Origin of the sequence: Maritalea myrionectae DSM 19524 (assembly GCF_000423365.1) — a bacterium.
Taxonomy (GTDB): Bacteria; Pseudomonadota; Alphaproteobacteria; order Rhizobiales; family Devosiaceae; genus Maritalea; species Maritalea myrionectae.
This window is the reverse complement of record NZ_AUHV01000003.1, coordinates 491,386-515,099: the sequence shown is the minus strand read 5'-3', so window position 1 is coordinate 515,099 and position 23,714 is coordinate 491,386. Positions and strand designations below refer to the sequence as shown.

General features: G+C 53.8%; 21 protein-coding genes. 7 read left to right on the top strand and 14 right to left on the bottom strand.

Translation table 11 applies throughout. From position 1 onward, the window contains the following. Positions 1–3: 3 nt before the first annotated feature. The 3 genes from G549_RS0108640 to ectA are packed head-to-tail and all read right to left on the bottom strand — an operon-like array spanning position 4 to position 2,277. Positions 4–402 (bottom strand): ectoine synthase, encoded by a 399-nt coding sequence (locus G549_RS0108640; protein WP_027834688.1) that lies wholly within the window; start codon positions 400–402, stop codon positions 4–6. Positions 403–405: 3 nt separating this feature from the next. Then, positions 406–1,698: a diaminobutyrate--2-oxoglutarate transaminase gene (ectB, locus tag G549_RS0108635; protein ID WP_027834687.1), complete on the bottom strand. Its 1,293-nt coding sequence runs from the start codon at positions 1,696–1,698 to the stop codon at positions 406–408. A 45-nt stretch (positions 1,699–1,743) separates the two neighbouring features. Next, the gene (gene ectA / locus G549_RS19630) at positions 1,744–2,277 is read right to left on the bottom strand and encodes a diaminobutyrate acetyltransferase (RefSeq protein ID WP_036221772.1); all 534 of its coding nucleotides are present in this window, start codon (positions 2,275–2,277) and stop codon (positions 1,744–1,746) included. A gap of 361 nt (positions 2,278–2,638) precedes the next feature. On the opposite strand from ectA, the gene G549_RS0108625 reads away from it, so the two are divergent. Continuing rightward, positions 2,639–3,052: a MarR family winged helix-turn-helix transcriptional regulator gene (locus G549_RS0108625; protein WP_117395227.1), complete on the top strand. Its 414-nt coding sequence runs from the start codon at positions 2,639–2,641 to the stop codon at positions 3,050–3,052. A 4-nt stretch (positions 3,053–3,056) separates the two neighbouring features. Here G549_RS0108625 and G549_RS19625 read toward each other — a convergent pair whose 3' ends face one another. From G549_RS19625 to G549_RS0108585, 8 genes are all read right to left on the bottom strand, one after another. Continuing rightward, a complete protein-coding gene (locus tag G549_RS19625; protein WP_051213564.1) occupies positions 3,057–4,595 on the bottom strand; it encodes an indolepyruvate oxidoreductase subunit beta family protein in 1,539 nt (512 codons plus the stop codon). Between the two features lie 3 nt (positions 4,596–4,598). Then, positions 4,599–6,743, bottom strand: coding sequence for a thiamine pyrophosphate-dependent enzyme (locus G549_RS0108615; protein ID WP_027834685.1), 2,145 nt, complete (start codon positions 6,741–6,743; stop codon positions 4,599–4,601). Continuing rightward, positions 6,736–7,689, bottom strand: coding sequence for a branched-chain amino acid ABC transporter permease (locus G549_RS0108610; RefSeq protein ID WP_027834684.1), 954 nt, complete (start codon positions 7,687–7,689; stop codon positions 6,736–6,738). Before G549_RS0108610 ends, G549_RS0108615 begins: the two co-directional genes overlap by 8 nt. Further along, complete coding sequence (locus G549_RS0108605) at positions 7,689–8,576, bottom strand: branched-chain amino acid ABC transporter permease (RefSeq protein ID WP_036221769.1); 888 nt, start codon at positions 8,574–8,576, stop codon at positions 7,689–7,691. Before G549_RS0108605 ends, G549_RS0108610 begins: the two co-directional genes overlap by 1 nt. Further along, positions 8,573–9,298: an ABC transporter ATP-binding protein gene (locus G549_RS0108600; protein WP_027834682.1), complete on the bottom strand. Its 726-nt coding sequence runs from the start codon at positions 9,296–9,298 to the stop codon at positions 8,573–8,575. Before G549_RS0108600 ends, G549_RS0108605 begins: the two co-directional genes overlap by 4 nt. Then, positions 9,295–10,068, bottom strand: a complete 774-nt coding sequence (locus G549_RS0108595) for an ABC transporter ATP-binding protein (protein ID WP_027834681.1) — start codon at positions 10,066–10,068, stop codon at positions 9,295–9,297. The genes G549_RS0108600 and G549_RS0108595 overlap by 4 nt, the downstream gene beginning before the upstream one ends. Before the next feature lie 61 nt (positions 10,069–10,129). After that, positions 10,130–11,338, bottom strand: coding sequence for an ABC transporter substrate-binding protein (locus tag G549_RS0108590; RefSeq protein ID WP_027834680.1), 1,209 nt, complete (start codon positions 11,336–11,338; stop codon positions 10,130–10,132). A gap of 68 nt (positions 11,339–11,406) precedes the next feature. Continuing rightward, positions 11,407–12,645, bottom strand: a complete 1,239-nt coding sequence (locus tag G549_RS0108585; protein ID WP_169449633.1) for an aminotransferase class V-fold PLP-dependent enzyme — start codon at positions 12,643–12,645, stop codon at positions 11,407–11,409. 284 nt (positions 12,646–12,929) lie between these two features. On the opposite strand from G549_RS0108585, the gene G549_RS0108575 reads away from it, so the two are divergent. The 5 genes from G549_RS0108575 to G549_RS0108555 are packed head-to-tail and all read left to right on the top strand — an operon-like array spanning position 12,930 to position 18,805. Continuing rightward, the gene (locus G549_RS0108575; protein WP_027834678.1) at positions 12,930–15,023 is read left to right on the top strand and encodes a hydantoinase/oxoprolinase family protein; all 2,094 of its coding nucleotides are present in this window, start codon (positions 12,930–12,932) and stop codon (positions 15,021–15,023) included. Beyond that, positions 15,023–16,630 (top strand): hydantoinase B/oxoprolinase family protein, encoded by a 1,608-nt coding sequence (locus G549_RS19620; RefSeq protein ID WP_036221765.1) that lies wholly within the window; start codon positions 15,023–15,025, stop codon positions 16,628–16,630. Before G549_RS0108575 ends, G549_RS19620 begins: the two co-directional genes overlap by 1 nt. Further along, on the top strand, positions 16,620–17,243 hold the full coding sequence (locus tag G549_RS19615; RefSeq protein ID WP_051213563.1) for a helix-turn-helix domain-containing protein: 624 nt from the start codon (positions 16,620–16,622) through the stop codon (positions 17,241–17,243). Before G549_RS19620 ends, G549_RS19615 begins: the two co-directional genes overlap by 11 nt. Then, entirely contained in the window at positions 17,230–17,661 is a 432-nt protein-coding gene (locus G549_RS0108560) for an SRPBCC family protein (protein ID WP_027834677.1), read from the top strand. The genes G549_RS19615 and G549_RS0108560 overlap by 14 nt, the downstream gene beginning before the upstream one ends. Before the next feature lie 13 nt (positions 17,662–17,674). After that, a complete protein-coding gene (locus G549_RS0108555) occupies positions 17,675–18,805 on the top strand; it encodes a cupin domain-containing protein (RefSeq protein WP_051213672.1) in 1,131 nt (376 codons plus the stop codon). 62 nt (positions 18,806–18,867) lie between these two features. On the opposite strand, the gene G549_RS21810 is transcribed toward G549_RS0108555, so the two are convergent. From G549_RS21810 to G549_RS21310, 3 genes are read right to left on the bottom strand one after another with little or no spacing between them, the layout of a single operon-like run. Beyond that, the gene (locus G549_RS21810; RefSeq protein ID WP_156905518.1) at positions 18,868–19,074 is read right to left on the bottom strand and encodes a hypothetical protein; all 207 of its coding nucleotides are present in this window, start codon (positions 19,072–19,074) and stop codon (positions 18,868–18,870) included. A gap of 43 nt (positions 19,075–19,117) precedes the next feature. Beyond that, the gene (locus tag G549_RS0108545; RefSeq protein WP_169449632.1) at positions 19,118–20,092 is read right to left on the bottom strand and encodes a diacylglycerol/lipid kinase family protein; all 975 of its coding nucleotides are present in this window, start codon (positions 20,090–20,092) and stop codon (positions 19,118–19,120) included. A gap of 37 nt (positions 20,093–20,129) precedes the next feature. After that, positions 20,130–20,864, bottom strand: a complete 735-nt coding sequence (locus tag G549_RS21310) for a helix-turn-helix transcriptional regulator (protein ID WP_084634105.1) — start codon at positions 20,862–20,864, stop codon at positions 20,130–20,132. 528 nt (positions 20,865–21,392) lie between these two features. Here G549_RS21310 and G549_RS21305 point away from each other — a divergent pair. Further along, positions 21,393–23,666, top strand: coding sequence for a methyl-accepting chemotaxis protein (locus tag G549_RS21305; protein WP_169449631.1), 2,274 nt, complete (start codon positions 21,393–21,395; stop codon positions 23,664–23,666). Positions 23,667–23,714 lie beyond the last annotated feature (48 nt).

Sequence of the window (23,714 nt, the reverse complement as noted above, 5' to 3'; positions counted from 1 at the left end):
ACTCTACTCTGCTGCAACCTCCGCGGCAGGTGCATATGAACCATCTTCGCGGTGCACTTCTTTGCCCGTTACTGGTGGGTTGAATGTGCAAGCAAAGGTGATTTGGCTTTTCGCAGACAGCTCGTGCTTGTCATTTTTATCCAAGGCATAGATCACGCCCGGCTTGATTTCGTGCACTTCGCCTGTTGCCAAATCTTTGATCTGGCCTTCGCCCTCAATGCAGAATACCGCTTCGAGGTGGTGCTTATAATGGAACACATGTGATGTGCCGGCCTTGATGCGGGTCACGTGGAACGAGAACCCCATATTGTCATCAGCCAGCAACAGCCGCGTGCTGTCCCACCCTTCGGTGGAAATCAGTCGGTCTGTTTCACGTGCTTTATTCAAATCGCGTACAATCATTATTTACTCCGCTGCTGAGCGTTGGTTCTTGTCGACAAGGGTGCAATCAAATGCGGTCTCGATGATGTCGAGGCCCTTGGCGAATGTTTCTTTTTCAATGGTCAGTGGCGCCAAAATCTTGACGATTTCGTCGTCGCTGCCTGATGTTTCCACGATCACACCATTTTCAAATGCGTGTTCGCAAATGTCAGAAGCAGCTTCGCCGCTTTCGCAGTTGATGCCCATCATCATGCCGCGACCTTTAAGGCCAAAGCCATATTTGTCGGCGATAGACTGCAGGCGCTGCTCGAGATATTCAGATTTCTCTTGAATCTCAGCTTGGAAGCTGTCGTTTGACCAGAACTTCTCGATCGCCACTTTTGCGGTGATAAAGGCATGGTTGTTGCCGCGGAACGTGCCGTTGTGCTCGCCTGGCTTCCAGATATCAAGTTCTGGCTTCAATAGGGTCACAGCAAAAGGCAAGCCCATGCCTGAAAGTGATTTGGCCATGGTGATCATGTCGGGGTCAATGCCCATTTCTTCGAATGAGAAGAATGTACCAGTGCGGCCACACCCAGCTTGAATGTCGTCAACGATAAACAGGGCGCCATGTTTTTTGGCGATGGACTGCATTTTCTGCATCCACTCTTTTGAAGCGACGTTGAGGCCACCTTCGCCTTGTACGGCTTCTACCAAAATGGCGGCTGGAGCATCGATGCCTGCTGAACTGTCGCTGAGCATAACGTCGAGCTGCTCGGCCGTATCAACATTTTCACCGAAATAGCCATCAAATGGGGCACGGTGCACGCCAGACAAGTCCATGCCTGCGCCGCCGCGCTTGCCGGCATTACCAGTTGTCGCCAAAGCGCCAAGGGTCATGCCGTGGAAGCCATTGGTGAATGAAATCACGTTGGTCCGGCCCGTAACTTTACGTGCCAGCTTCAATGCAGCCTCGACCGCGTTGGCCCCTGTTGGGCCAGTAAACATGGTCCGGTAGTCCATATTGCGGGGCGCAAGAATGTGCTCATGGAATGTTTCCAAGAAGTCGCGCTTCGCATTCGTGTGCATGTCCAAGCCGTGGGCAATGCCATCATGGCTGATGAAATCGATCAAGGCTTGCTTCATGTCGGGGTCATTGTGGCCATAGTTGAGCGACGCACAGCCCGCAAGGAAGTCGATATATTCTTTTCCATCGGTGCCAAAGATATTGGCATTTACCGCGCGATCAAACATCTTTGGAAAGGCGCGACAATAACTGCGCACTGCACTTTCACGACGTTCAAACACAAGAAGATCTTGTTGTTCACTATTGGTCATCATTAATCCTTCGGATTTAATCAGTTTAACGTGTGCGCTCAGCGGTTAAGCTACAGAACGCAACACAGGGTGATTTTGTTTCACGGGTGCAATTGAAACGAGGTGCTCAGTGTCACCTTGGCCGTCCAAATGCTTCTCTTCGTCAAACATCACTTTTTTGCTCAGGTCGGCACCAAAATTGTCGGCGATTGCGCCGAACAGGGCCCAGCTGGCTTCATTGTCTTTCGTGATGGTGCTTTCGATTTTTCGCACATCTTCACAAACATCGCGCTTTAGAGCGGTGTGGATCAGTTGTTTTGCAATGCCCAAGCCACGTGCCTCTTCGGTTACGCAGACCTGCCAAACAAATAGCGTGTCAGGCTTTTGTGGTGGGATGTATGCGGAGAGCCAGCCAACAGGCTTACCATCGACTTCAGCAATCACGCATGTATCTGAAAAGTGCGTGCATTGCAGCAAGTTACAATAGATGGAATTCTCATCCAGCTTGCCAGAGTTCTTTACGATATCCCAAACGATGGACCCGTCATTTGCATTAGGTTTGCGAAATGTAGGGCGCGGCTTGATGCTATTCGTTTTCATTTTTCAACAATCCGTGTGTTGTGAAAATTCAAATTCGCTTTTTATTTAGCTTCAACTAACTAAATGTCAACCGTTAAAGAAGGGAAAAGTTCCATGGAAAGTGCAGAAAAAGCGCGTTTATAGGCAAATGTGTCAGAAATATATGTCCGAAACCCTTTGATCGTATTAAGGAAACGCGAGAGTCAACAGTGATATAATTTGTTTTTACAAACTTATTTTCTATCTTGGTAGAAAGTGAAGATTGGGATAATGTTCGCTGTCTCATTTTGTGTGTGAGGGTGGTGTGGAAGAGAAAACGAAATCGGTTTTAAGTTCGATCCGGCGAATCCTTAGGGCGGCCGATACAAATTCAAAAGCATTGATGCGCGCGTCGGGGATCACGCCGTCGCAATTGGTGTTGTTGCGTTTATTGGATGAAAAGGGTGAACGCAGCGCCGGGCAAATTGCTCAGGCGATGGGCATTACCCAGGCGACCACAACGGGGTTGGTGCATAAACTGGAAGCGCGGGGGCTGATCGAGCGCAAACGCGGCGAAACAGACAAACGTCAGGTCTGGCTGTCATTGACGGGGGCGGGGCATGCGGCCCTTAGCCAATCACCCGATGGCGTTCACGAGCGCTTTGAACAGGAATTTGAAAATCTGTCTGATTGGGAACAGTCGATGTTGATTGCATCGTTGGAGCGCATTGCCGCCATGTTGGATGGTGGACAAGAGGATGTTGCGCCAATCTTTGATGCTGCAGAACTGACACCCTTTTCAAAATCTGAGTTTTAGGCGATTAGCTATTGGCGTCGTGATCGTCGCGATTTGTTTCGCTGGCCAGCAGGGTAACGCCCACGGTTTTGATCGCGCCATCCAAGGCGTCGCCATTTTCATCCATCAACGCGGCGTCGCGCCACCGGCGCACCCACTCTGCCGCATCTGGCAGAAGGCTGACCAGATGTAGGTTCTCGAAGATGCGCGCAAACTTGCTTAGGGAGCGATGGTGCGTGTCGCTATAGCCTTTAATCAGGCGGCGGCATTTGATGAGCTCAAGCGCCAAGTCTGGATTGTTGGCAAGGTGCCGGTCAACTTCCTCCAGCCAAGCCTTCCGGTGGCTGCGCTCTATTTGATCGCGCAGCGTATGTTTGCGCCACCATTTTAATCCCCCCAGCAGATAGAGTGTGCTGAACCCCCAGAACCCGTTGCTGCGGATGCGGCGACCTTTGTTAACCCGGCGATCCAGCCAGGCGAAGCGCTTGGGACTGTCCTCAAACCAACGGCCCAGCTTTGGCGGCATCAGGCCGCAGATCTCTTCGGCGCGTGGATGGAAATATTCCGTCAGCTTTAACCCGTCCGCCGATTGCAGCTGCACTTCGCTTTCAATGCGGCTGAGGCGCTGCCGTCGGGTTTTCAGATCGGCGACACGGATCAGATCATCATAGGCCGTGGCATTGGCCAAATGCTTGGCCAGTTCGGTCAGAATGTCTGGGCGGTCGTCCGGAATGCGCTGTGCGAATTGCTCCACCGTGGTGAGATATGCATCGCCATAGGTCACGTCTTGAAATTCAATGCACTTTTTAAGGCCAGCCAGCGCCAATTCTTGGGATTCATTTGGCAACTGTGCGATGCGCTGCTGTAGGGCATCCCATTTGGCCATCAGCTTTTGCGGCCCCTTTGCTTTGGCGGTGGGTGCGGTTTGTTGTGCAAGTTCTGGTGCGGAGAGCGGTTCTGCTTTTAGCGCGGCATTGAAGGCGGCGATGCTTCGGGCAGCGGCGCGGCCAGATTGTTCGAGAATGGCCTCAAACTGCGCGGGCGTGAACGGCAGCGCTTTGGAGGCGGCGAGGGCGCCGAACAGGCTGGCGGAGATATAAGAGCCGTTCTGAATGGCGAGCTGATCATAATTGTGCAGCAGCACTTTTTGCGCCGATTTGTGCGCAGCGTGGAAGATCACTTGATCCTTAGCGCGCCCGTCGCCCGGATTGATTTTTTCGGATACGGCGTGCAATCGATGGCTGGAGCCGATCAGACAGGTGCGGTTGGGGCTGACAAAGCCGCGCTGGATGGCGCGGCCGACTTCCATCAGCTCTGCCGCGATCAGAATATCGACATCGCCTACGCTCGGGGCAAGGGAGAAGATCGGGCGCTTTTCTTGCTGCGGTGCCATTTCCACATAATAGATGGTTGCGCCGGTGCGTTGGGCAACGCCTGCTACAGCGGTGGATTGTGCCACCCATCCATTTTGCTCAGCCAGATCAACGATCCAATTGGTGAGCACGCCGCCGCCTTGGCCGCCCACGGCGAGAATGGCCAGTTTGATGATTTGATCTTGCGCCATCACCTACGCCTCAAAACGCAATGATTTGCGGTCGCGCCGCGCCAGCAGCCAGCTCATAAAATTGGTGGAGAGCTTGCGCCAGATTTTGTGGGCGGTACCCGGATTGTGGATGCGCTCGGCTTTATAGAATGAAGGGCAGAGAATGGCCGCATCGGCCACTTCTCCGCAATTGCCACAGCCAACGCAGGATTGATCAATATGGGCGACCGGATCATCGCGCAGCGGATCATCAAGTTTTTTCACGGTGAGCGATGGGCAGCCGGACAAGCGCATACAGGCATGGTCGCCGGTGCAAATGTCCTCATCGACGCCGAATTTCGGCTGGGTGATGGTTTGCCCTTCGGCAATCGCTTTTGCTTTCAGTGGACGCTCGCGCCGTTGGCGGTTGAGCATACATTCAGAGGAGGCGACGATGACCTTTGGACCCGTCTCATCTGTGGTGAGCGCCTCTTTCAGGGTCTCGCGCATTTTGCCCACATCATAAGTATTGTCGATTTCGCGCACCCACTTCACGCCCATGCCTTTGACGGCTTTGCCGATGGGGTTGTTGGTGTTGCGGGATTTGTTGTGGGCGCGGGATGACAAAATATCCTGCCCGCCTGTGGCAGCGGAATAATAATTGTCGACAATCACTGTTACGCCATCATGCTCGTTGAATGAGGCATTGCCAATGGAGGAGGTGAGACCATTGTGCCAAAAGCCGCCATCACCGACAAAGCTGATCGAACGGCGTGCGCCTTTGGCATTGAGTGCGGAGGACGACGCAGGGCCGAGACCGTACCCCATAGTGGTGCCGCCAATTTCAAACGGCGGCATGATGGAAAAGAGGTGGCAGCCAATATCTGAAGAAATGTGGTGCGGGCCGAGTTCTTCCTCCACAAGTTTGGTGGCCGCGAAAATCGGACGCTCTGGGCAGCCGGTGCAAAAGCCTGGCGGGCGCGCGGGCACCGTATCGTCGAGTTCCGGCTGCGGTAGGCGTTGTGGCTCATTCGGTGCCCGATGTTGATCATTGACCAGATCCGGGGCGTGGCTGGTGATAAAGCTGCGCAGGCCGTCTAACATCACTTGACCCGTCAACTCACCGGCCAGCGGCAGTACGCCTTTGCCTGCCAAATCGGTATTGATTTTATGTTTGAACAACAGGGCCGCGACGGCTTCTTCAAGGCAGGCCGGTTGCCCTTCTTCCACCATCATCACCGCCTTTTTGTCGGCGCAGAAATCCACCACTTCGTCCGGCACCAGCGGGTAGGTGACATTCATCACATAAAGCGGCACTTTGCTGTCGCCATAAAGATCGGCCAGCCCCATGCGCTGCAAGGCCCGCATCACATTATTATACATGCCGCCCTGCATGATGATGCCGATGTCGCCCTGGTCGGGGCCGAAATGCTCGTTGAGCTTGTGCTGTTGGATATAGTCGATGGCGGCAGGTAGACGCTGTTCTACCTTTTCCTTCTCATGCAGATAGGAGGCAGGGGGCAGCACAACTCTGTCGGTTTTGCGCTTTGGGTTTTCCAACGCATCGCGCACGGTGAAGGGCGGCGGCACATTGTCTTTGGTGTCAAAATGCCCATGCACATGGCAGGCGCGAATGCGCACTTCCAGCATCACCGGGGTGTTGCTGGCCTCGGACAGGGCAAAACCATGCCCCACCGCGTCAACAATTGACGGCAGATTGGAGCGCGGATCGAGCAACCAGATCTGGCTTTTTTGCGCAAAGGGATGGCTGCGCTCCTGCATGATGGAGGAGCCTTCGCCATAATCTTCGCCAACAATGATCAGCGCGCCGCCTGTAACCCCGCCAGAGGCGAGATTGGCCAAAGCGTCTGACGCCACATTGGTGCCCACGGTTGATTTAAATGTGACCGCGCCGCGAATGGGATAATTTACCGAAGCGGCGAGCATGGCGGCAGCGGTGGCTTCTGAGGCGCTGGCTTCGAAACGGACGCCGAGTTCGCTGAGCAAATCTTCAGCGTCGGCAAACACATCCATCAAATGGCTGATGGGCGCACCTTGATAGCCGCCCACATAGCCAACGCCATTTTCCAGCAGCGCTTTGGTGATCGCCAAGATGCCTTCGCCGCGAAATGTGTCACCATCGCCAAGGCGCAGTTTTTCAACCTCTTTGGCGAAGCTCCGTTCAGCCATGGCTTTTCACATTCAGTTTCGGCGCTTTCTCCGGGAATAGCCCGGCACGGAAGCGTTGCAGCACAAATTGCAAGAATAGCCCGATCAGCAACATCCGGATATAGCTTGAACGGGTGGCCCAATCTGGCGGCAATTGCTGGGTGATGATTTCAGTCATCGACCAGATCGCCCAAATGATCAATGCGCCCGCAACTGCGCCTTTATTGTTGCCGCTGCCGCCCGCGATCAGCATCACCCACGCCAGGAAGGTGATGAGCAAAGGCTCGGTGGCATCCGGGCTGAAGAATTTGAAATAATGGGCACTCAATGCCCCGGCCACGCCCATAAAGATCGCGCCGATCACAAAGCTCTGGGTGCGGAAGGATTGCACATCCTTGCCCACAGATTCTGCGGCGGCTTCATTGTCGCGGATGGCGCGCATGACGCGGCCCCACGGGCTTTTATACAGGCGATGGGCGACCCAGAAGGTGATGGCAACAATGATCCACACAAAGACGAAGAACACCATTTCGCTTTCGCGCCCGGTGAAGAACTCTTCCAGCGGGCGCGGAATGCGCGAGACGCCGAGGCTGCCATTGGTGAGCCATTCTTCATTGATCACGGCCAGCCGGATGATTTCGGCAATGCCGATGGAGGCCATGGCCAGATAATCCGCCTTCAAACGCACGCAGATGCGGGCGATGGCCCAACCGACTATGCCGGATAGGGTGCCCGCGACCACGAGGCCGACCACGATGGGCAGGTCAAACCCGCCGACATGATTTGGGGTATTGGCTGAGGTGATGATGGCGGCTGAATAGGCGCCCACCGCGTAAAAGCCTGCAATGCCCGCATTGAAGAGGCCGCCAAAGCCCCATTGCATATTAAGGGCAAGGCAGATCACCGAATAGATGCCGCCCATGATCAAAAAGGAGATCAGGTAAAATAGAATACCACTCAGTTCCATTAGAGGAGCCTCCCTTTAAACAGGCCGCGTGGGCGGAAAATCAGGATCAGCAACATGATCACAAAAGCGATGGCGCTTTTATAGCTGGGTGAAATCAGACTCTCGCCAAAGAAGGGATAGGTGCAGATTTCTTCTGCGATGCCGATGATCAGGCCGCCTGCGATGGCACCCAGCGGCTTGCCAATGCCGCCCAGCAAAGCCGCGGCAAACATGGGCAGCAACAGGTTCCAACCCATCATGGTGTGCACGTCGGTATCGAGGCCCACAAACACCCCGGCGATGGCGGCGAGGCCTGCGCCGATAATCCATGTCCAGCGGATGGTTTTTTCCGGATCAAGCCCGGCCACGCTGGCCAGCGCTGGATCGTCTGACACGGCGCGCATGGTTTTGCCCATTTGCGTATGGTGCAAGAACCAGTGCAGGCCTAACGTGATCGCTGCGGTGGCGAGAATGATTTGAATGTGGCGGGTGGCGATGCGCAAGCTATCGAACAGCACAATCGGCTTTTGGAACCCGACGGAATAGACCTGGCTTTCCGTGCCCCACACCAATTGCACCACCGAACGGAAGATCAACGCCACGCCGAACGAGGCGATCACCGTGTAAATAGTAGGCAATTGCCGCAGGGGTTTATAAAAGGCACGGTCTGCAAACAGGGCTACAAGGCAGGTGAGGGCGACCGCAATCGGGATGGCGGCAAGGGCTGGAATGCCCAGAAGCCAGACGGCGGAAAGCCCGAAATACGCCCCCACAGTCATCAAATCGCCATGGGCAAAATGGGCGAAGCGTAAAATGCCGAAAATCATCGACACGCCAACCGCGCCCAGCGCATAGATAGCGCCAAGGGTGATGCCGGGGACCAAATAGAAATTGATAAAATCCATCATTTTGGTGCCCCTCCACCTAAGAATGATTTGCGCACTTCGTCGTTTTTCAGCAGCTCAGCGCCCGTGCCTTCATAGGCGTTCTTGCCATTGACCAGCACATAGGCATAATCCGCAATGCGCAGCGCCTGTTTGGCATTCTGCTCAACCATCAGGATGGAGACGCCGCTATCGCGCACCTGCAAAAGCAGGTCGAAAATGACTTCCAGATAGGCAGGTGACAGGCCCGCGGTGGGTTCATCTAAAAGGATCAAATGTGGGTCGCTCATCAAAGCACGACCTACGGCCACCATTTGCCGTTGCCCGCCGGAGAGCTCGCCCGCTTGCTGGCGCAACTTGTCCTTCAGGTCTGGGAACAGGGTCAAGATTTTGGCCTTGGTCGCCGCCTTGTCTTTTGGGGGCGCGGCAAAGGTGCCCACATCGAGGTTCTCTTCCACCGTGAGGGTGGGGAACACATTGTGGGATTGCGGCACCGCCGAAATGCCCATGGGCACCAGTTCTGACGTTTTGGCGTCAAAAATGGAGCGGCTTTCAAACACAATATCGCCAGACATGCGTTTATTGAGGCCGAATATCGACTTGAGCAACGTGGATTTGCCGGCGCCGTTGGGGCCGACAATCACCACAATTTGCCCGTCATCCACTTTGGCGTGCATGTCTTCAATGATCGGCAATTTGCCGTAGCCCGCCGTCAAATTTTGCACATCAAGAATTTTATAACTCATATGGCTTCCTGATATTTGCCGCCGCCAAAATAGGCTTCGATCACACGTTCATCGCGGCTGACTTCTTCCACCGTGCCGGTGGTCAGCAGGGTGCCTTGCGCCATCACAATCACGGTGTCGCAAAGGCGGGAAACATAATCCAAATCATGCTCAATAAGGCAGATGGTGTAACCTCGCTCCTTGTTGAGCTGGATGATCTTTTCCGCGATTTTGCCCAATAGGGTGCGGTTGACGCCCGCGCCGATTTCGTCGAGCAGGATGATTTTGGGGTGCTGCATCAGCGCACGGCCCAGTTCCAGCAGCTTTTTTTGACCGCCGGACAAATCGCCCGCCAATTGGTCTTTCAGCTGTTCAATTTCCAAAAAGCGCAGGGTTTCCATGGCGCGATCATAGGCGGCCTGTTCCTGCAGTTTGCACTGGCCGGGGCGGAAAATGGCGTTGAGCATGTTTTCGCCCAGCTCGTTTTTTGCCGCCACCATCAGATTTTCGACCACCGTCATGCGGTGAAATTCATGCGCAAGCTGAAAGGTGCGGGCAATGCCCATGGCTTGACGCTTGTGGGCGGGCAGGGCGGTGATGTCTTCACCTTCCAGCAGTACGCGACCGGAGGTGGGGCGCAAATGCCCGGCAATGACGTTGAAGGCGGTGGTTTTGCCTGCGCCATTTGGGCCGATCAGTCCGGTGATCTTGCCCGTTGGGATTTCAAAGCTGCAGCGATCAACCGCGGCAACGCCGCCAAAGCGCATGGTGATATTTTCAAAAGCGATCATGGATGTGTCCTGACCTTAGCGTGCTCGCGGCAGAGGGGGCCGCGAGCACCAAAGCGTTTGACTATTCAAAGATTGCGACTTGCTTGTAGCTGTCGCCATCCACTACGAATTTGCCGATAAAGCCGGCAACGTCGCCGTTTTCGTCAAATTCATGGCTGCCCGCGGCGCCTTCATAGTTGATGTCTTTGCCTTCAGCCAAAAGCTTCACAGCTTTTTCCCATTCGCCTGGGCCTACGATTTCGCCCGGCGCGTTGGCCACAAAGCGCAGCGCGTCTTTAATGGCGGTGCGGTCTGTGGAGCCTGCTTTTTCAATCGCCAAAGCGATCAGCATGGTGGCGTCATAGGATTGGTCAACAAATGGCTTGTCTGAGCCTTCGCCATACACTTCATCAAAGCGCGTGTGCAGCGCTTCGCCCGCAGGGTTTTCTGCTGGTGATGTTGGTGCTGAGAAGAAGGAAGTGGCCAAGGCTTCTGGGCCAACTTGTTCGATCAACAAATCATCGCGCAGACCATCTGTGCCGATAAAGCGGTCAAACAGGCCAGCTTCAAGCGACTGCTTGACGATTTTCGCGCCACTGCCGCCCGCATAGGCAATCAAAACAAGCGCTTGTGGGTCGCCATTGGCCAAGGTGGCCAGCTCGCCGCGATAAGAGTTTTTCTTATCTTCGTGCTTTTCGTAACCCGTGATGGTGCCGCCCAGCTTTTCAAAGTTTTCTTTGAAGGTGCCGGCAATGCCCACGCCATAGTCATTGTTCACATAGGCCACCGCGACGCGGTCGATGCCTTCGTCGAGCACAATCTTGGCGAGCACTTCGCCCTGATAGTTGTCGCTGGGGACGATCCGATAAAGGAAATCGCCATCATCCATGTCGGTCATCGATGGTGAGGTGGCGGTTGGTGAAACTTGCAACACACCATTTGGAATGGTCACAGCGTTGGCTGCGGCGATGGTGGCGCCTGAAGACAGGGCACCCATCACGGCCGCCACATTTTCAAGGTTCACCAGCTTGGTGGCCGCATCAACTGATGGTTGAGCCGCCGCCTGACCGTCAGCAACAACCAGTTCAAAATTGCCGCCGCCCAAAATGCCGCCGCCAGCATTCACATCGGCTTCGGCCAGTTTGGCTGCGTTCAAAATAGGTGGAATAAAGTTAGCCAGCGGGCCAGTGATGCCCATAATGGTGCCAACTTTTACGTCTTCAGCCGCGGCAAAGCCTGCCTGAGCTGCAAGTAGAGCCGATAAAGCAACGGCCAAAATTGGTTTTTTCAATGTTCTTCTCCCTTTTGATGCTCTCCATAAATCCTGCGCTTTATTCTTTTTATTGCAGCGCGCGCGGATTAAACGGAGACATTTGCGTATTTCGGATCCCGCCAGATCTCCTCTTTGAGGATTTTTTGAAGCCGACCTACCGCCTCCGCGATTTGCGCGTGGGTAAGTGAGACCGGGCTCAAACCAAATCGAATGGCGTCAGGCTTGCGGAAGGATGAGACGACTTTCGCGTCAATCAACGCTTCCACCACATGGCCCGCGCCGGGGGCCTTAAAGGTTACGTGACCGCCCCGTTGATCATAATTGAGGGGGGAGGCAATTTCGACGCCGAGGTCGCCACAGGATTGTTGCAGGGCATCGATAAAGAAATTGCTCAGGCTTTCATGCCGCGCCCAAATGTCTTTGGGGGCATATTTTTGATAAATCTGGGCGGCACAATGGGCGATCTGATTGGCGCCCACCATCGGCGTTCCAGATATGAAACGTTTGATGCTGCCATGTGGCTCATAATCTCCCGCAAAAGCGTAAATATCAGCATGTCCCATCCAGCCACAAACAGGTGGCCAAGCCTTTTCGCTCAGGTCTGGCCGCACATAGATAAAGGCTGGGCCGCCGGGGCCGGTGCTGAGATATTTGTAGCCGCAGCCGACAATGTAATCTGCATTGCTTTCGCGTGCCCATACGGGCACAGCACCTGCGGAATGGGACACGTCCCACACCGTAAGGACGCCAAGGGCCTGCGCGGCCTTGTTGAACTTGTCCATGTCCCAGCGTTGGCCAGACTTATAGCCGACATGGCTAAAGGTGCACACCGCCACGTCATCTGAAAGCGCGGCAAGTGCCTCTTCTTCGGTTTCCACATAGCGCACTTCAAGATTTGGATTGGCGCGCTCAAAGCCTTGCACCACATGAATGTCGGTGGGGAAATTGTCCTTTTGCGTCAGGATGATGGTGCGGTCCTGATTGATCGCAAGAGCGTGGCCGATCGCCTTATATAGATTGATGGTGGTGTTGTCGCAAACGACCGTTGTGCCTTTTTCTGCGCCAATCATGGGCGACAATTGGTCACCGAGAATGGCGGGCATGTCCACCCAGTCGCGCTCTGCCCACCCACGCCGACGCAGGGCAATCCAATCGTCAATTAACGCATTGGCAGCATTGCGGGCCGTTTTGGGTACGGGGCCGACAGAATTTGAGTCAAAGAATATCCAGCCCTCGGCCTGCTCATATTCTTCAACAATTTGCGCGATTGGATCTTTGCTGTCCAATTCTGATGCGCGTTGTGTCAATTCAGACAAATCTTGCATTTCTCTCTCGCTCCCCTTGTCTAAAAAAGTTTCATACTTGAAATAACCTGTCAACTGAATTTCACATATGGAGCAAATAATTTTAAACATAAAATACATGTCATTTGAAAATAATGTTTTATTTCAATATGTTATATATTGACAGATTGTCGCATATGAATGTGAACAACGTGAATTCGCCAATTTTGCTGTTGCAATAGCAAAATCTTTCAAATATGAAATATATTGAACGAGCAGGGTGAGTAGCGGCTTGAATTGCGGCTACTCAGGAGGAAGAGGCGCATATGCGAGGCGATAAATCTGTCCGACTGGCGGTAGATATTGGTGGCACTTTTACTGATGTGGTGCTGGAGCTGGGCGATGTGCGCCATAGCGTTAAAGTGCTGACCAATGTTCAAAATCCTGAATTGGGCCTGTTGGATGGTGTGCGCGTGGTGCTGGAAGAGGCACAGGTCGATCCCGCTGATATTGACGTCTTTGTACATGGCACCACCCTGGCGACAAACGCGCTGATTGAACGCAAAGTGGCGAAAACGGCACTGATCACCACCAAAGGTTTCGAAGATGTGTTGGAGCTGGGTTACGAAAAGCGCTTTGACCATTATGATTTGATGATCGATATGCCACCCGCCATTGTGCCTGCCGCACTGCGTTTCGGGGTAACCGAACGGTTGGCGCAAGATGGCGATGTGTTGGCGGCGCTCGATGAAGACGAATTGGTCAATATCTGTGCTGAACTGCGTGCCGCGCAAGTTGAGGCAGTGGCCATTGGCTTCTTGCATGCCTATGCCCATAGCGAACATGAAAAGCGCGCCCGCGACATCGTGCGGCGCGAGCTGGGCGAAGGGGTGACCATTTGTGTCTCCCATGAAGTTTGCCCTGAAATCCGCGAATATGAGCGCTTCTCCACCACATGCGCCAACGCGTCTGTGCGGCCGCTGATCGAAGGCTATCTCACGCGGTTGGCGAAAGAGCTTTCTGAGCTTGGCATTGATGCGCCGTTATTTTTGATGATGTCCGGCGGTGGCCTCACCACCCTGGAGAGCGCGGCGCGGTTTCCCATTCGGTTGGTGGAATCCGGCCCGGCAGGTGGCGCGATCTTGGCCAGCCATATCGCAAAGCAATGTGATTTGGACAATGTATTGTCGTTCGATATGGGCGGCACAACGGCCAAGATTTGTCTGATCGCTGGCGCGGTGCCCGAACGGGCGCGGCATTTCGAAATTGCCCGCACCTATCGCGACACAAAAGGGTCCGGCTGGCCCGTGCGTATCCCGGTGATCGAAATGGTGGAGATTGGCGCAGGTGGTGGGTCCATCGCGCGGATCGATGCGATGCAGCGGATCAAGGTCGGGCCGGATAGCGCAGGGTCTGAACCCGGTCCAGTCAGCTATGGCCGTGGCGGTGAGTTGGCGACGGTGACCGATGCTAATTTGGTGCTCGGCAAGATTGATCCGGCCTATTTCGCAGGCGGCAAGCTGCCGCTTTATCCGGATGCAGCGCAGGACGCGTTGAGGCAACAGATTGGTGCGCCTTTGGGACTAGACGAATTTTGGCCAGCCGCTGGCGTGGTGGAAATTGTGGAAGAGAACATGGCCAATGCGGCGCGGGTGCACGCCATTGAGCGCGGGCGCGACATTGCCGCCAGCACCATGATCGCCTTTGGCGGCGGGGCACCACTCCACCTTTGCCGCTTGGCGGAAAAACTGTCGATCGACAAAATGATTGTGCCTGCCGGAGCGGGCGTTGGCTCGGCCATCGGCTTTTTGCGGGCGCCGATTTCCTATGAAGTGACGCGCAGCTTTCCTATGGTGCTGGACCATCCGGATATGAAACGCGCCAATGAGATGCTTGAAGATATGGCACGCGAGGCGGGCGATATTGTGCGCCCTGCCGCAGGCGACCGCAGAGTGCAGGTGCAACGTGTCGTGGATATCCGCTATCAAGGGCAGGGGCATGAACTGCAAATCACTTTGCCGGAAGGCACGCTTGATGCTGCCGATGCCCAATGGATTCACGATCAGTTTGAAACGCAATATCGCGCCATTTATGGCGTGACCCTGGACAATGTGCCGAGCGAGATCGTCACCTGGTCTGTAACCGTATTGTGCGAAATTGATGATGGCGTGTCACCCACATTCGGTGAGGGCGAAGCGACTGAGATCGCGCCGCGCAGCCATCGCGAATTGTTTGACGGGGCGCAGGGCGCGATGTTGGACACACCTGTTTATTGGCGGTTTGACTTGCCAGTGGGTGCAAAGATTTCCGGTCCTGCCATCATCGCTGAGCATGAGACTTCAACCATTGTCACCTCGCAATTTGACGCAGAGATTGATGCCCATAGCTACATCATTTTGACCCGCAAGGAGGCTGTCTAATGCGCCAGAACGCTCATGACGCTATTCGCACCCAAGTGATGTGGAACCGCCTGATTTCTGTGGTGGAAGAGCAGGCGCAATCCTTGTTGCGCACGGCCTTTGGTGCGGTGGCGCGGGAGGCGGGGGATCTGTCTGCCGGGGTCTATGATTTGAGCGGGGCGATGTTGGCGCAAGCGGTGACGGGCACGCCGGGGCATGTGAACACCATGGCCAATGCGGTGGTGCATTTCTTGGAGCGCTTTCCCATTGAAACGCTGAAACCTGGCGACGTGTTGGTGAGCAATGACCCATGGATGGGCACCGGGCATTTGTTTGACTTTGTGGTGGTGACACCTGCTTTTTACAACGGCAAAGCGATCGGGCTTTTCGCCTCCACCTGCCATGTGATTGATGTGGGTGGCGTCGGGTTCTCCGCCGATGCGACGTCCATATATGAAGAGGGCACTTTGGTGCCGCATATGTATTTGCGGCGCGAGGGGCAGCTCAATGAAGATTTGCTCAGCGTGATCTTGGCCAATACGCGCAATCCGGTGGAAGTGCGCGGCGATTTGATGTCGCTTATCAGCGCAAATGATACGGGCGTCAATCGGCTGGTCGAGATGATGGAAGAATTTCAGATCGACGGGTTGGACGATTTGGCGGCGCATATATTGGAGACGTCCAAAGCGGCGACACAAAAGGCGATCCGCGCGGTGCCGGATGGTGTCTATCATTATGATTTGCCATTGGATGGGTATGAAAGCCCGATCACCATTAAAACCGAATTGCGGGTGGAAGGGGATCAGATCACCATTGATCTGTCGGGCAGTTCACCTGCGTCTAATTATGGGATCAACTCGCCGCGCACCTATAGCCAAGCCTATGTGGTGTTTGGGCTGAAAGCAGTGATCGCGCCTGATGTGCCGAATAATGCAGGCTCACTGGGGTGTTTTGATCTTATTAGCGAACCGGGGACTTGCGTCGACCCGGTATCTCCCAGCCCGGTTACGGCCCGCCATGTGATCGGCCAAATGCTGCCTGATGCAGTGTTTGGTTGCCTCGCGCAGGCGTTGCCGAACCGGGTTCAGGCGGAAAGCGCGGGCAGCATTTGGGTGTTGGCGATGGCCTCTGCCCACGGCCATGCACTGCCAAGCTTGCTGAAGGGCACGAGCCGCTTCAATGTGATGAATGTAGCCATCGGCGGCATTGGTGGGCGGCCGGGCAAGGACGGGTTAAACGCGATGGCGTTTCCGTCGGGCGTGGGGTCTATTCCGGTGGAGATCACCGAAAGCCAGTGTCCATTATGGTTCAAGCGCAAACGAATTTTGCGCGACAGTGGCGGCAAGGGCAAATATCGCGGCGGCCATGGGCAAGTGATTGAAGTGGCGAACCGCGAGGCGGCCCCTTTCACCATTTCAGCGGCCACATTTGATCGGCTGAACAATGCGGCAGCGGGGCGCGAAGGCGGCGAGCCCGGCGCGTTGGGCAAAGCCTATTTGGGCACAGGGCCAGCTTTGAAGGGCAAAGGCATTCATCTGGTTCCCGCAGGCGACAGCCTGGTGGTAGAATTGCCCGGCGGTGGCGGATTCGGCCACCCGGACGTAAAGGAGCAAAAGAATGGCGACTGACCCATCACGCAGGCCAAATTTTGAGGATTTGAAAGTCGGTGCGCAGGTGAAAGCCTTCCGCAAAGCCAAGAAATATTCGCTGAGCGAATTGGCGCGCATCACCAGCATTTCTGAGGCGACTTTGTCGCGGGTGGAAAATGAGCAAACGCCGGTGAGTGCGCACAATCTCTACATTCTCAGCCAGGCGCTGGATGTGGACATCACGGCCTTTTTTGAGGCGGCGGCGCAACCCATGCGCACGGGCGTACGCTCGATTTCGCGGGCAGGCGAGCAGCCGCCCATTGAAACCGCGCGATATGTGGCGGAAGTGCTGTCCACCGATTTGGCAAATAAAAAGATGCACCCGGCGGTGAATACGGTCACCAAGCGCTCGCTTGAGGAAGCAGGCGGTTTGGCCAGCCATGCGGGCGAAGAGTTCTTATATGTGCTGGAAGGGCAGTTGATCCTTTATACGGATTTTTATTCCCCCACTTTGCTCAATCAAGGCGACAGCATTTATTTTGATGGCAGCATGGCCCATGCCTATGTGGCAGGGGGCGATGGCCCCGCAAAGATTTTGGTGGTGACCAATATTGATGGCAAATCAGAAGGCTTTATCAATGAGCATTCTTGATAGCCATATCACCTCCATCGTGATTGATGCGCCCCATGACAAGGTGGTGGATTTTGTGGCATCGCCGCAAAATCTGGACCAGTGGACCTTCGGCACATGGGAGATTGAAACGCTTGGCGATGGTGTCACCAAAGGCAAAAGCCTTTTTGATGGTGGCGAAATCTTCGTCAAAGTCGGCTATGAGCCCGCGTTTCATATGGTGCATTATTTGCTATCTGCCACGGAAACCGGGCCGTTTACAGCCCGGATCAGTGCGCGCATTTTGCCCGGCCCGACCATGGGCCTTAGCGCTGACCAGAGCGTTTTTTCGCTGATGGTGTGGCGACAGGCCGATATGGACGATTTCCGCTGGTACAAGCTCAAAACATGCCATGAGACCGAGGTGATGCTGGTCAAAGCGCGCCTTGAACATCAATAGGGAGGAGATGGTCATGGATCCGCGAAATGCTGAACTGAGTACAAATCCGGATTTGGTGCGGGGCGCAGAAATTGTGCTGCCGACCAATGATTTGAAACAGGATTTGCCGTTTTACCTGAAGCGATTGGGTTTCCGGCTGGATAAGATTTTTCCGGCAGACGACCCCAGCGTGGCCGTGATCTCTGGCCATGGTTTGTCCATCCGATTGGATCGTGATGCGACCAGCACGGTGCATAGTTTGCGCCTGAATTGCGATGATCCAGATAAGTTTGCGAACGGGCAAACGAAACTGACTGCACCCAACGGTACTCAGATTGAAATTATCGATGCTAACCCGCCTTTGGTGCAGCCCGAAACGCAACACAGCTTTTTGGTGCGGCGCTTAAAGGATAGTGACAGCTGGGTGATTGGCCGCGCGGGCATGCGCTATCGCGATTTGATCCCGGATCGGTTGGGCGGCTCTATCATTGCCTCACACATCCGCATTCCCGATGGTGGGCCGGTGCCGGATATGGTGCATTATCACACGGTCGGTTTTCAGTTGATCTTTTGCTACCGCGGCTGGGTCGATGTGCTTTACGAAGATCAGGGGGATAAAATTCGCCTGACGGCAGGCGATTGCGTGATCCAACCGCCAGAAATCCGCCACCGCGTGATGGAAGCATCGGACAACGTGGAAGTGGTGGAAATCGGCGTGCCTGCCGACCATGTGACCACCATCGACCACGAAATGACCTTGCCCAATGGCAAGGGCGACCCGGATCGGGAATGGCAGGGCACCAAATTTGTCTATGACAAAGTGGCGGAAGCCACTTGGAAGCCGTGGCGCATTCCTGGGTTTGAAGCGCGGGATACGGGCATTGGCGCGGCGACCAAAGGCGTGGCCGGCGTGCAAGTGGCGCGGCCCATCAAAGGCGAAGTGGCACCGCGCACCAGCCACAATACCGATATTTTATTCACCTTTGTCAAAGAAGGCAGCATGACCCTGATGGTGGATGGCGAGGCGCCTTATGATCTGGTGGCGGGCGATGCGTTTGTGGTGCCGCCCTTTATGAAAGCGGCCTATCGCAATTGTTCTGACGATTGTGAGCTGCTGGAAATCACATTGCCGTCAGAATTTGAAACGGAAGTGGCGGCAGATTAAAAGTTGAGCGCATGCCGAACTTTCAGCAGCATGTTGGCGCGGTCCTTCGGGGCCGCGCTTTTTTAGTCGTTGTCGAGACGGTTTTGCAGATCTTCTTTGACTTGTTTGTCCGAGGCCTGCTTGCGAAATACAATGTTGCCCAATATGGCGCCGACCAAACCGCACACGATAAAAAGGATCACGCCAAATGTGCCGGAAAGGCGCACCCACAAGAAGAGTCCAAACAGCAAGAAGCCGAAGGTGATGAAAAATCTGTTGATGTGGGCCATGTGATTACCTTTTAGATCGAGTTGCTGCGGCTTTAAGCTCTGCCTAGCTTTCGTCTTGCGCTGTTTCCGGCTCGGTTGGTGCTAGCACGCGCAACGCCTTGGGTTGAATTTCGATGTCATAGCGCTTTTCCCCGGAGACCAGTTCGCCATCAATCGTGATGTCGGGCGTCTTTTTGCTGTTGGCAAAACGTATCGACACGTTGCGGGCGGTGCGCTCTTGCAGATCAGGGTTTGTATCCCAGGTCCCCAATAGGAGGTCAGAGGCCAGCTTTAGGTTGGCTTGGGTCGGTAGGGGGCGGGCGCTGTAAACGCCCAGCTCACCTGCCTGTGGAAAATCTGCATAGGGCATATGACCACGGCCATATTTGTTGTTTGAAACGGTAATAAGGCTGAGTTTTTCTTGCTGCTCTTGGCCGTCCAGGCTGAGGTCAATTGTATAATGCAGCGGGGTGCTGAATGTGGTCAGCGCTGCCTTGATGCTGCCGAAAATCTTTTGGAACCGAGATTGATGTTCCTGCTTGTCGCGCAGCTTGACGATTTTGGGATGCAGCCCGACGGATAATTGGTGCAAGAATAGTTGACCGTTGGCAGTGGCGACGTCGACTTTTTCTTGTTTGCCGGTCGCCAGCGCATCGATCGCGTCTTCAAGGTTCAGCGGCAGGCCAAGCGAGCGGGCAAATAAATTCATGGTGCCGGCAGGGATCACGCCCAGTGATTTGTTGCTTTGCCAGCAATATTGCGCCGCGGCCGAAATGGTGCCATCGCCACCACCTGCCAACAAGACTTCACATTTGCTGTTTTCCGCAATGCTCTCAAGCGTCTCGATTAACTGGTCGCCGGCAACAATTTCAATGTCGATCTTGTGCCCTTCGGCTTCAAACTTCTCCCTGATATTTTGAGCAAACTCCTCAATGTCGATGGTTTTCAGGGTGCCACCATCTTTGTTTAGTAACGCGCAAATTTGCATGGGTACTTTGCTTTCAGGTTGGAGAGCGCCGAATTGTGGAGCATTCGGCAATTATCTGCCAGCTCCATAATTAGATCAATGGGGCGCGTTAATGCAAAATCCCGAAACGGAATGCGAGACTAACGGCGTGCGTCGTGTTGGTGGCATTAAACTTAGAACGGATTTGCTTCAATCCGTGTTCCACCGTTTTTTCTGAAATATCAAGAATCCTACTTGTTTCCCAAGCAGTTTTGCCTTCAGCGATCCAATACAAAATCTCGACTTCGCGGTATTTCAGCTTGGGACGATTTAAAAGGGCGCCCCGAACGTCGATTGTCGCCATGTGATATTGCAATGAGAATAGGATCAGGTTTCCCATATGCTGGGCGCAAAATCCTTGCCACTCGTCAACGCCCAGATCTGAAGCGACGGAGAACATGGCTTTATCGGCCTTGGCACCGTGGATCGGTATGGTGAGGCCTTGCTCCCCCAAACCATGGGCTTTGGCGTCATCGAAGAACTCTTTTATGTCAGCGTCGTCGGACGCACATTCTGACCAATAAAAGGGCCGGGTATGCTCTCTGGCTAATTTGATCACTGGATCAATGCTCACATAGTCGCATTCTAAATATCTCTTCACCCATTTTTTGGGGTAGGTCGTGACCAAGCAGGCAGTTTTGGGATTTTTTTCGGCGAGATCTGTGGCCAGATAGGCCATATGGCGAACTTCGAAGCAGTCTGCCCAATAATTGAGGCATGTTTCGGCTTCATCAATTGAGTGAAACTTTTCGAGCGGCGTATTCTGCAAATGTGAAAGCTTTTTCAAAGCCACAACAGCACTCATTTAATAGTTTGTTACAACGATATACCAAATGATCAGAAAATTTTTGTCAATGGGTTTGGCTGTACCAATCCACCTCATTGATCACGAAAATGTCATTATATTCAATAATTTATATGGGTTTATGGGGTTTTCCCTGTGTCGGTTTTGCGACCTATCTTGTCGGTGCCAAATCTTTGTATGAATAAATTATTTCGTTTGGAATAGTACGTAATAAAAATTTTCCAATTTGGCAGGATGGCGGCGATTTGCTTCATTTTGAGATGTATATTTTGTGTATTCAGCTCCATTATTCGGCTTTAGATTTTCATGGCCGTATTTTCTCAAAGGGAAAGTTTTTGGGTAAGTAGAAGTGCTCAAATTTTGAGGAAGTAAGGGGCGATTTTTGTTAGGTGAGCAAAAAGATGAGCAATCTTATCTTAAGGAAAGTATGCAACTATCTCGATTCAATTGCCTTTGTGCACTGCGATGCAGAAGGTTAGGTTTGAATTGGAGAGAGCTAACATGAAATTAGGTGTTGCAACAAAGGCAATGCTCGCAACCGTTGGTGTGGTTGTCGTGTGTTTTGTGTCATTCGCAGTTTTTCTTGATGTTAACCGCAGTGCGCAAGCAGAGGCGACCATGCGGGAAGAAATAGCGACCATCGGCGAAAATATGAGTGACCGAGTCTCAGCATGGTTTGGGGAGCGGACACTTTTGATCGAACTCCAGGGCGAAAAGATCGCATCCTTGGATGCAGAGGCAGACGCCTCAGCTGAGTTGAAATATAAGATTTTGGAAGACAATTTTAACGCCGTCTATTTTGGCGAAGACGCCACGGGTAATTTTTTGATTCACCCACCGCAGGATCTTCCGGCTGACTATGATCCGCGTCAGCGCCCCTGGTATCAGGATGTGGCCAGCAATCAGGCAACTTCGCTTACAGAACCTTATCAAGATGCCTCAACTGGCAATCTCACCGTTACTGTGGCGACCCCTGTGATGAGCGGGAATAAGGTTAAAGGCGTGATCGGTGGTGACTTCACCATTACATCCATCACTGAAATGCTGGAAGAAGTGAACCACAAGGGCACTTACGCGTTTTTGGCGACTGGTGATGGCAAGATCATTATTCATGGGAATGCGGACAATATTGGCCAGCCAGTTGGCGATGTATTTGGCAACAGCAGCTTGGCCTTTGATGGCAGCATTCAAGATGTCGACGATGCGGGGACCTCAAGCTTTATTGGGTTTAACAGGATTGGCGATCTACCTGCTGTTGATTGGTATGTGGGCGTGGTCGTGGATAAAGGCGTTGTGTTTGCGCCGCTTAATGAGAGCCGGCGCGACGCGGTTATCGCCACGATTATTGCTGCGCTTGCGGCCGTCGGTGTGATCTTCTTGGTGTTCCAAAAAGTGATTACAGGCCCGCTGAAATCAATGACCCAAGGCATGCAAGAAATTGCGGATGGCGACTATGATGTCGAAGTGGGCTTTGACAATCGAGATGACGAGATTGGCGATATGGCCCGTGCGGTTGAGGTATTCCGACAAAATGGACGCCGAATAACCGAGATGACCGAGGAAGAAAAAATCGCTGCCGATAAACGCATACGCGAACGCGCAGAGATGATGCGCGAATTGGGGGCCTCCTTTGGCGATGTGGTGGACGCCGCGGTGATTGGCGATTTCTCCATGCGGGTGGATAAAGAGTTCCCCGATGCGGAGTTGAACAATCTTGCCCATGGCGTGAACAGTCTTGTTGAGACCGTTGATAATGGCATTAGTGAAGTTGCCCGTGTTTTGGCCGCGTTGGCTGATACGGACCTGACCCAGCGTGTGCAAGGCGATTATCATGGTGCGTTCTTGCAACTCAAGAACGACACCAACGAGGTGGGCGACAAGCTAGCCGACGTGATCAGTCGCTTGCGCAGTACCTCGCGGCAGTTGAAAGTGGCGACAAGCGAAATCCTGTCAGGTGCAAATGATCTTTCGGATCGGACCACCCGTCAGGCCGCAACCATTGAAGAAACATCAGCGGCAATGGAGCAACTGTCCAACACAGTGTTGGAAAATGCACAAGAGGCATCTGACGCCAGCACCAATGCTGAGAAAGTGCGTCAAACCGCTGAAGAAGGTGGCGAAGTGATGCGCCAGGCCAATATGGCCATGGAACGGATCACCACCTCATCCAATGAGATTTCAAAAATCATTGGTATGATCGATGACATCGCGTTCCAAACCAACCTCTTGGCCTTGAACGCTTCGGTGGAAGCGGCGCGGGCTGGTGAAGCTGGTAAAGGCTTTGCGGTTGTGGCCGTGGAAGTGCGGCGCTTGGCCCAAAGTGCGGCCAATGCCTCGGCAGATGTGAAGAAGCTTATTGAGCAATCTGTTGCCGAAGTGGGCGATGGGTCAAAATTGGTGGCGGATGCGGCGGCCAACCTTGAAACCATGCTTGAGGCGGCACGATCAAATAATGATTTGATGGTGTCCATCGCAGATAAAAGCAAAGCGCAAGCCAGCTCGATCAGCGAGATCAACCAAGCCGTGCGGGATATGGATGAAACCACCCAGCATAACGCGGCCCTGGTGGAGCAAACCAACGCAGCGATTGAACAAACTGAAGGTCAGGCGGAAGAGCTGGACCGGATTGTTGCGGTGTTCAAGTTGGATGAAAATATGACCAAAGCGACGGGCAATGCGCCAGCAGCTCGGGTTGAAAAGCCAGCGGCCAAAGCTGCCGAGGCTTCGGCACCCAGGTCTGCGGCTTACGCCAGCAGCGGCAATGCCGCTTTGGAAATCGATCCTGATTGGCAAGAATTCTAAGTGTAGTTCAGTTTGGAACAGAAATGGCGGCTTTAGAGCCGCCTTTTT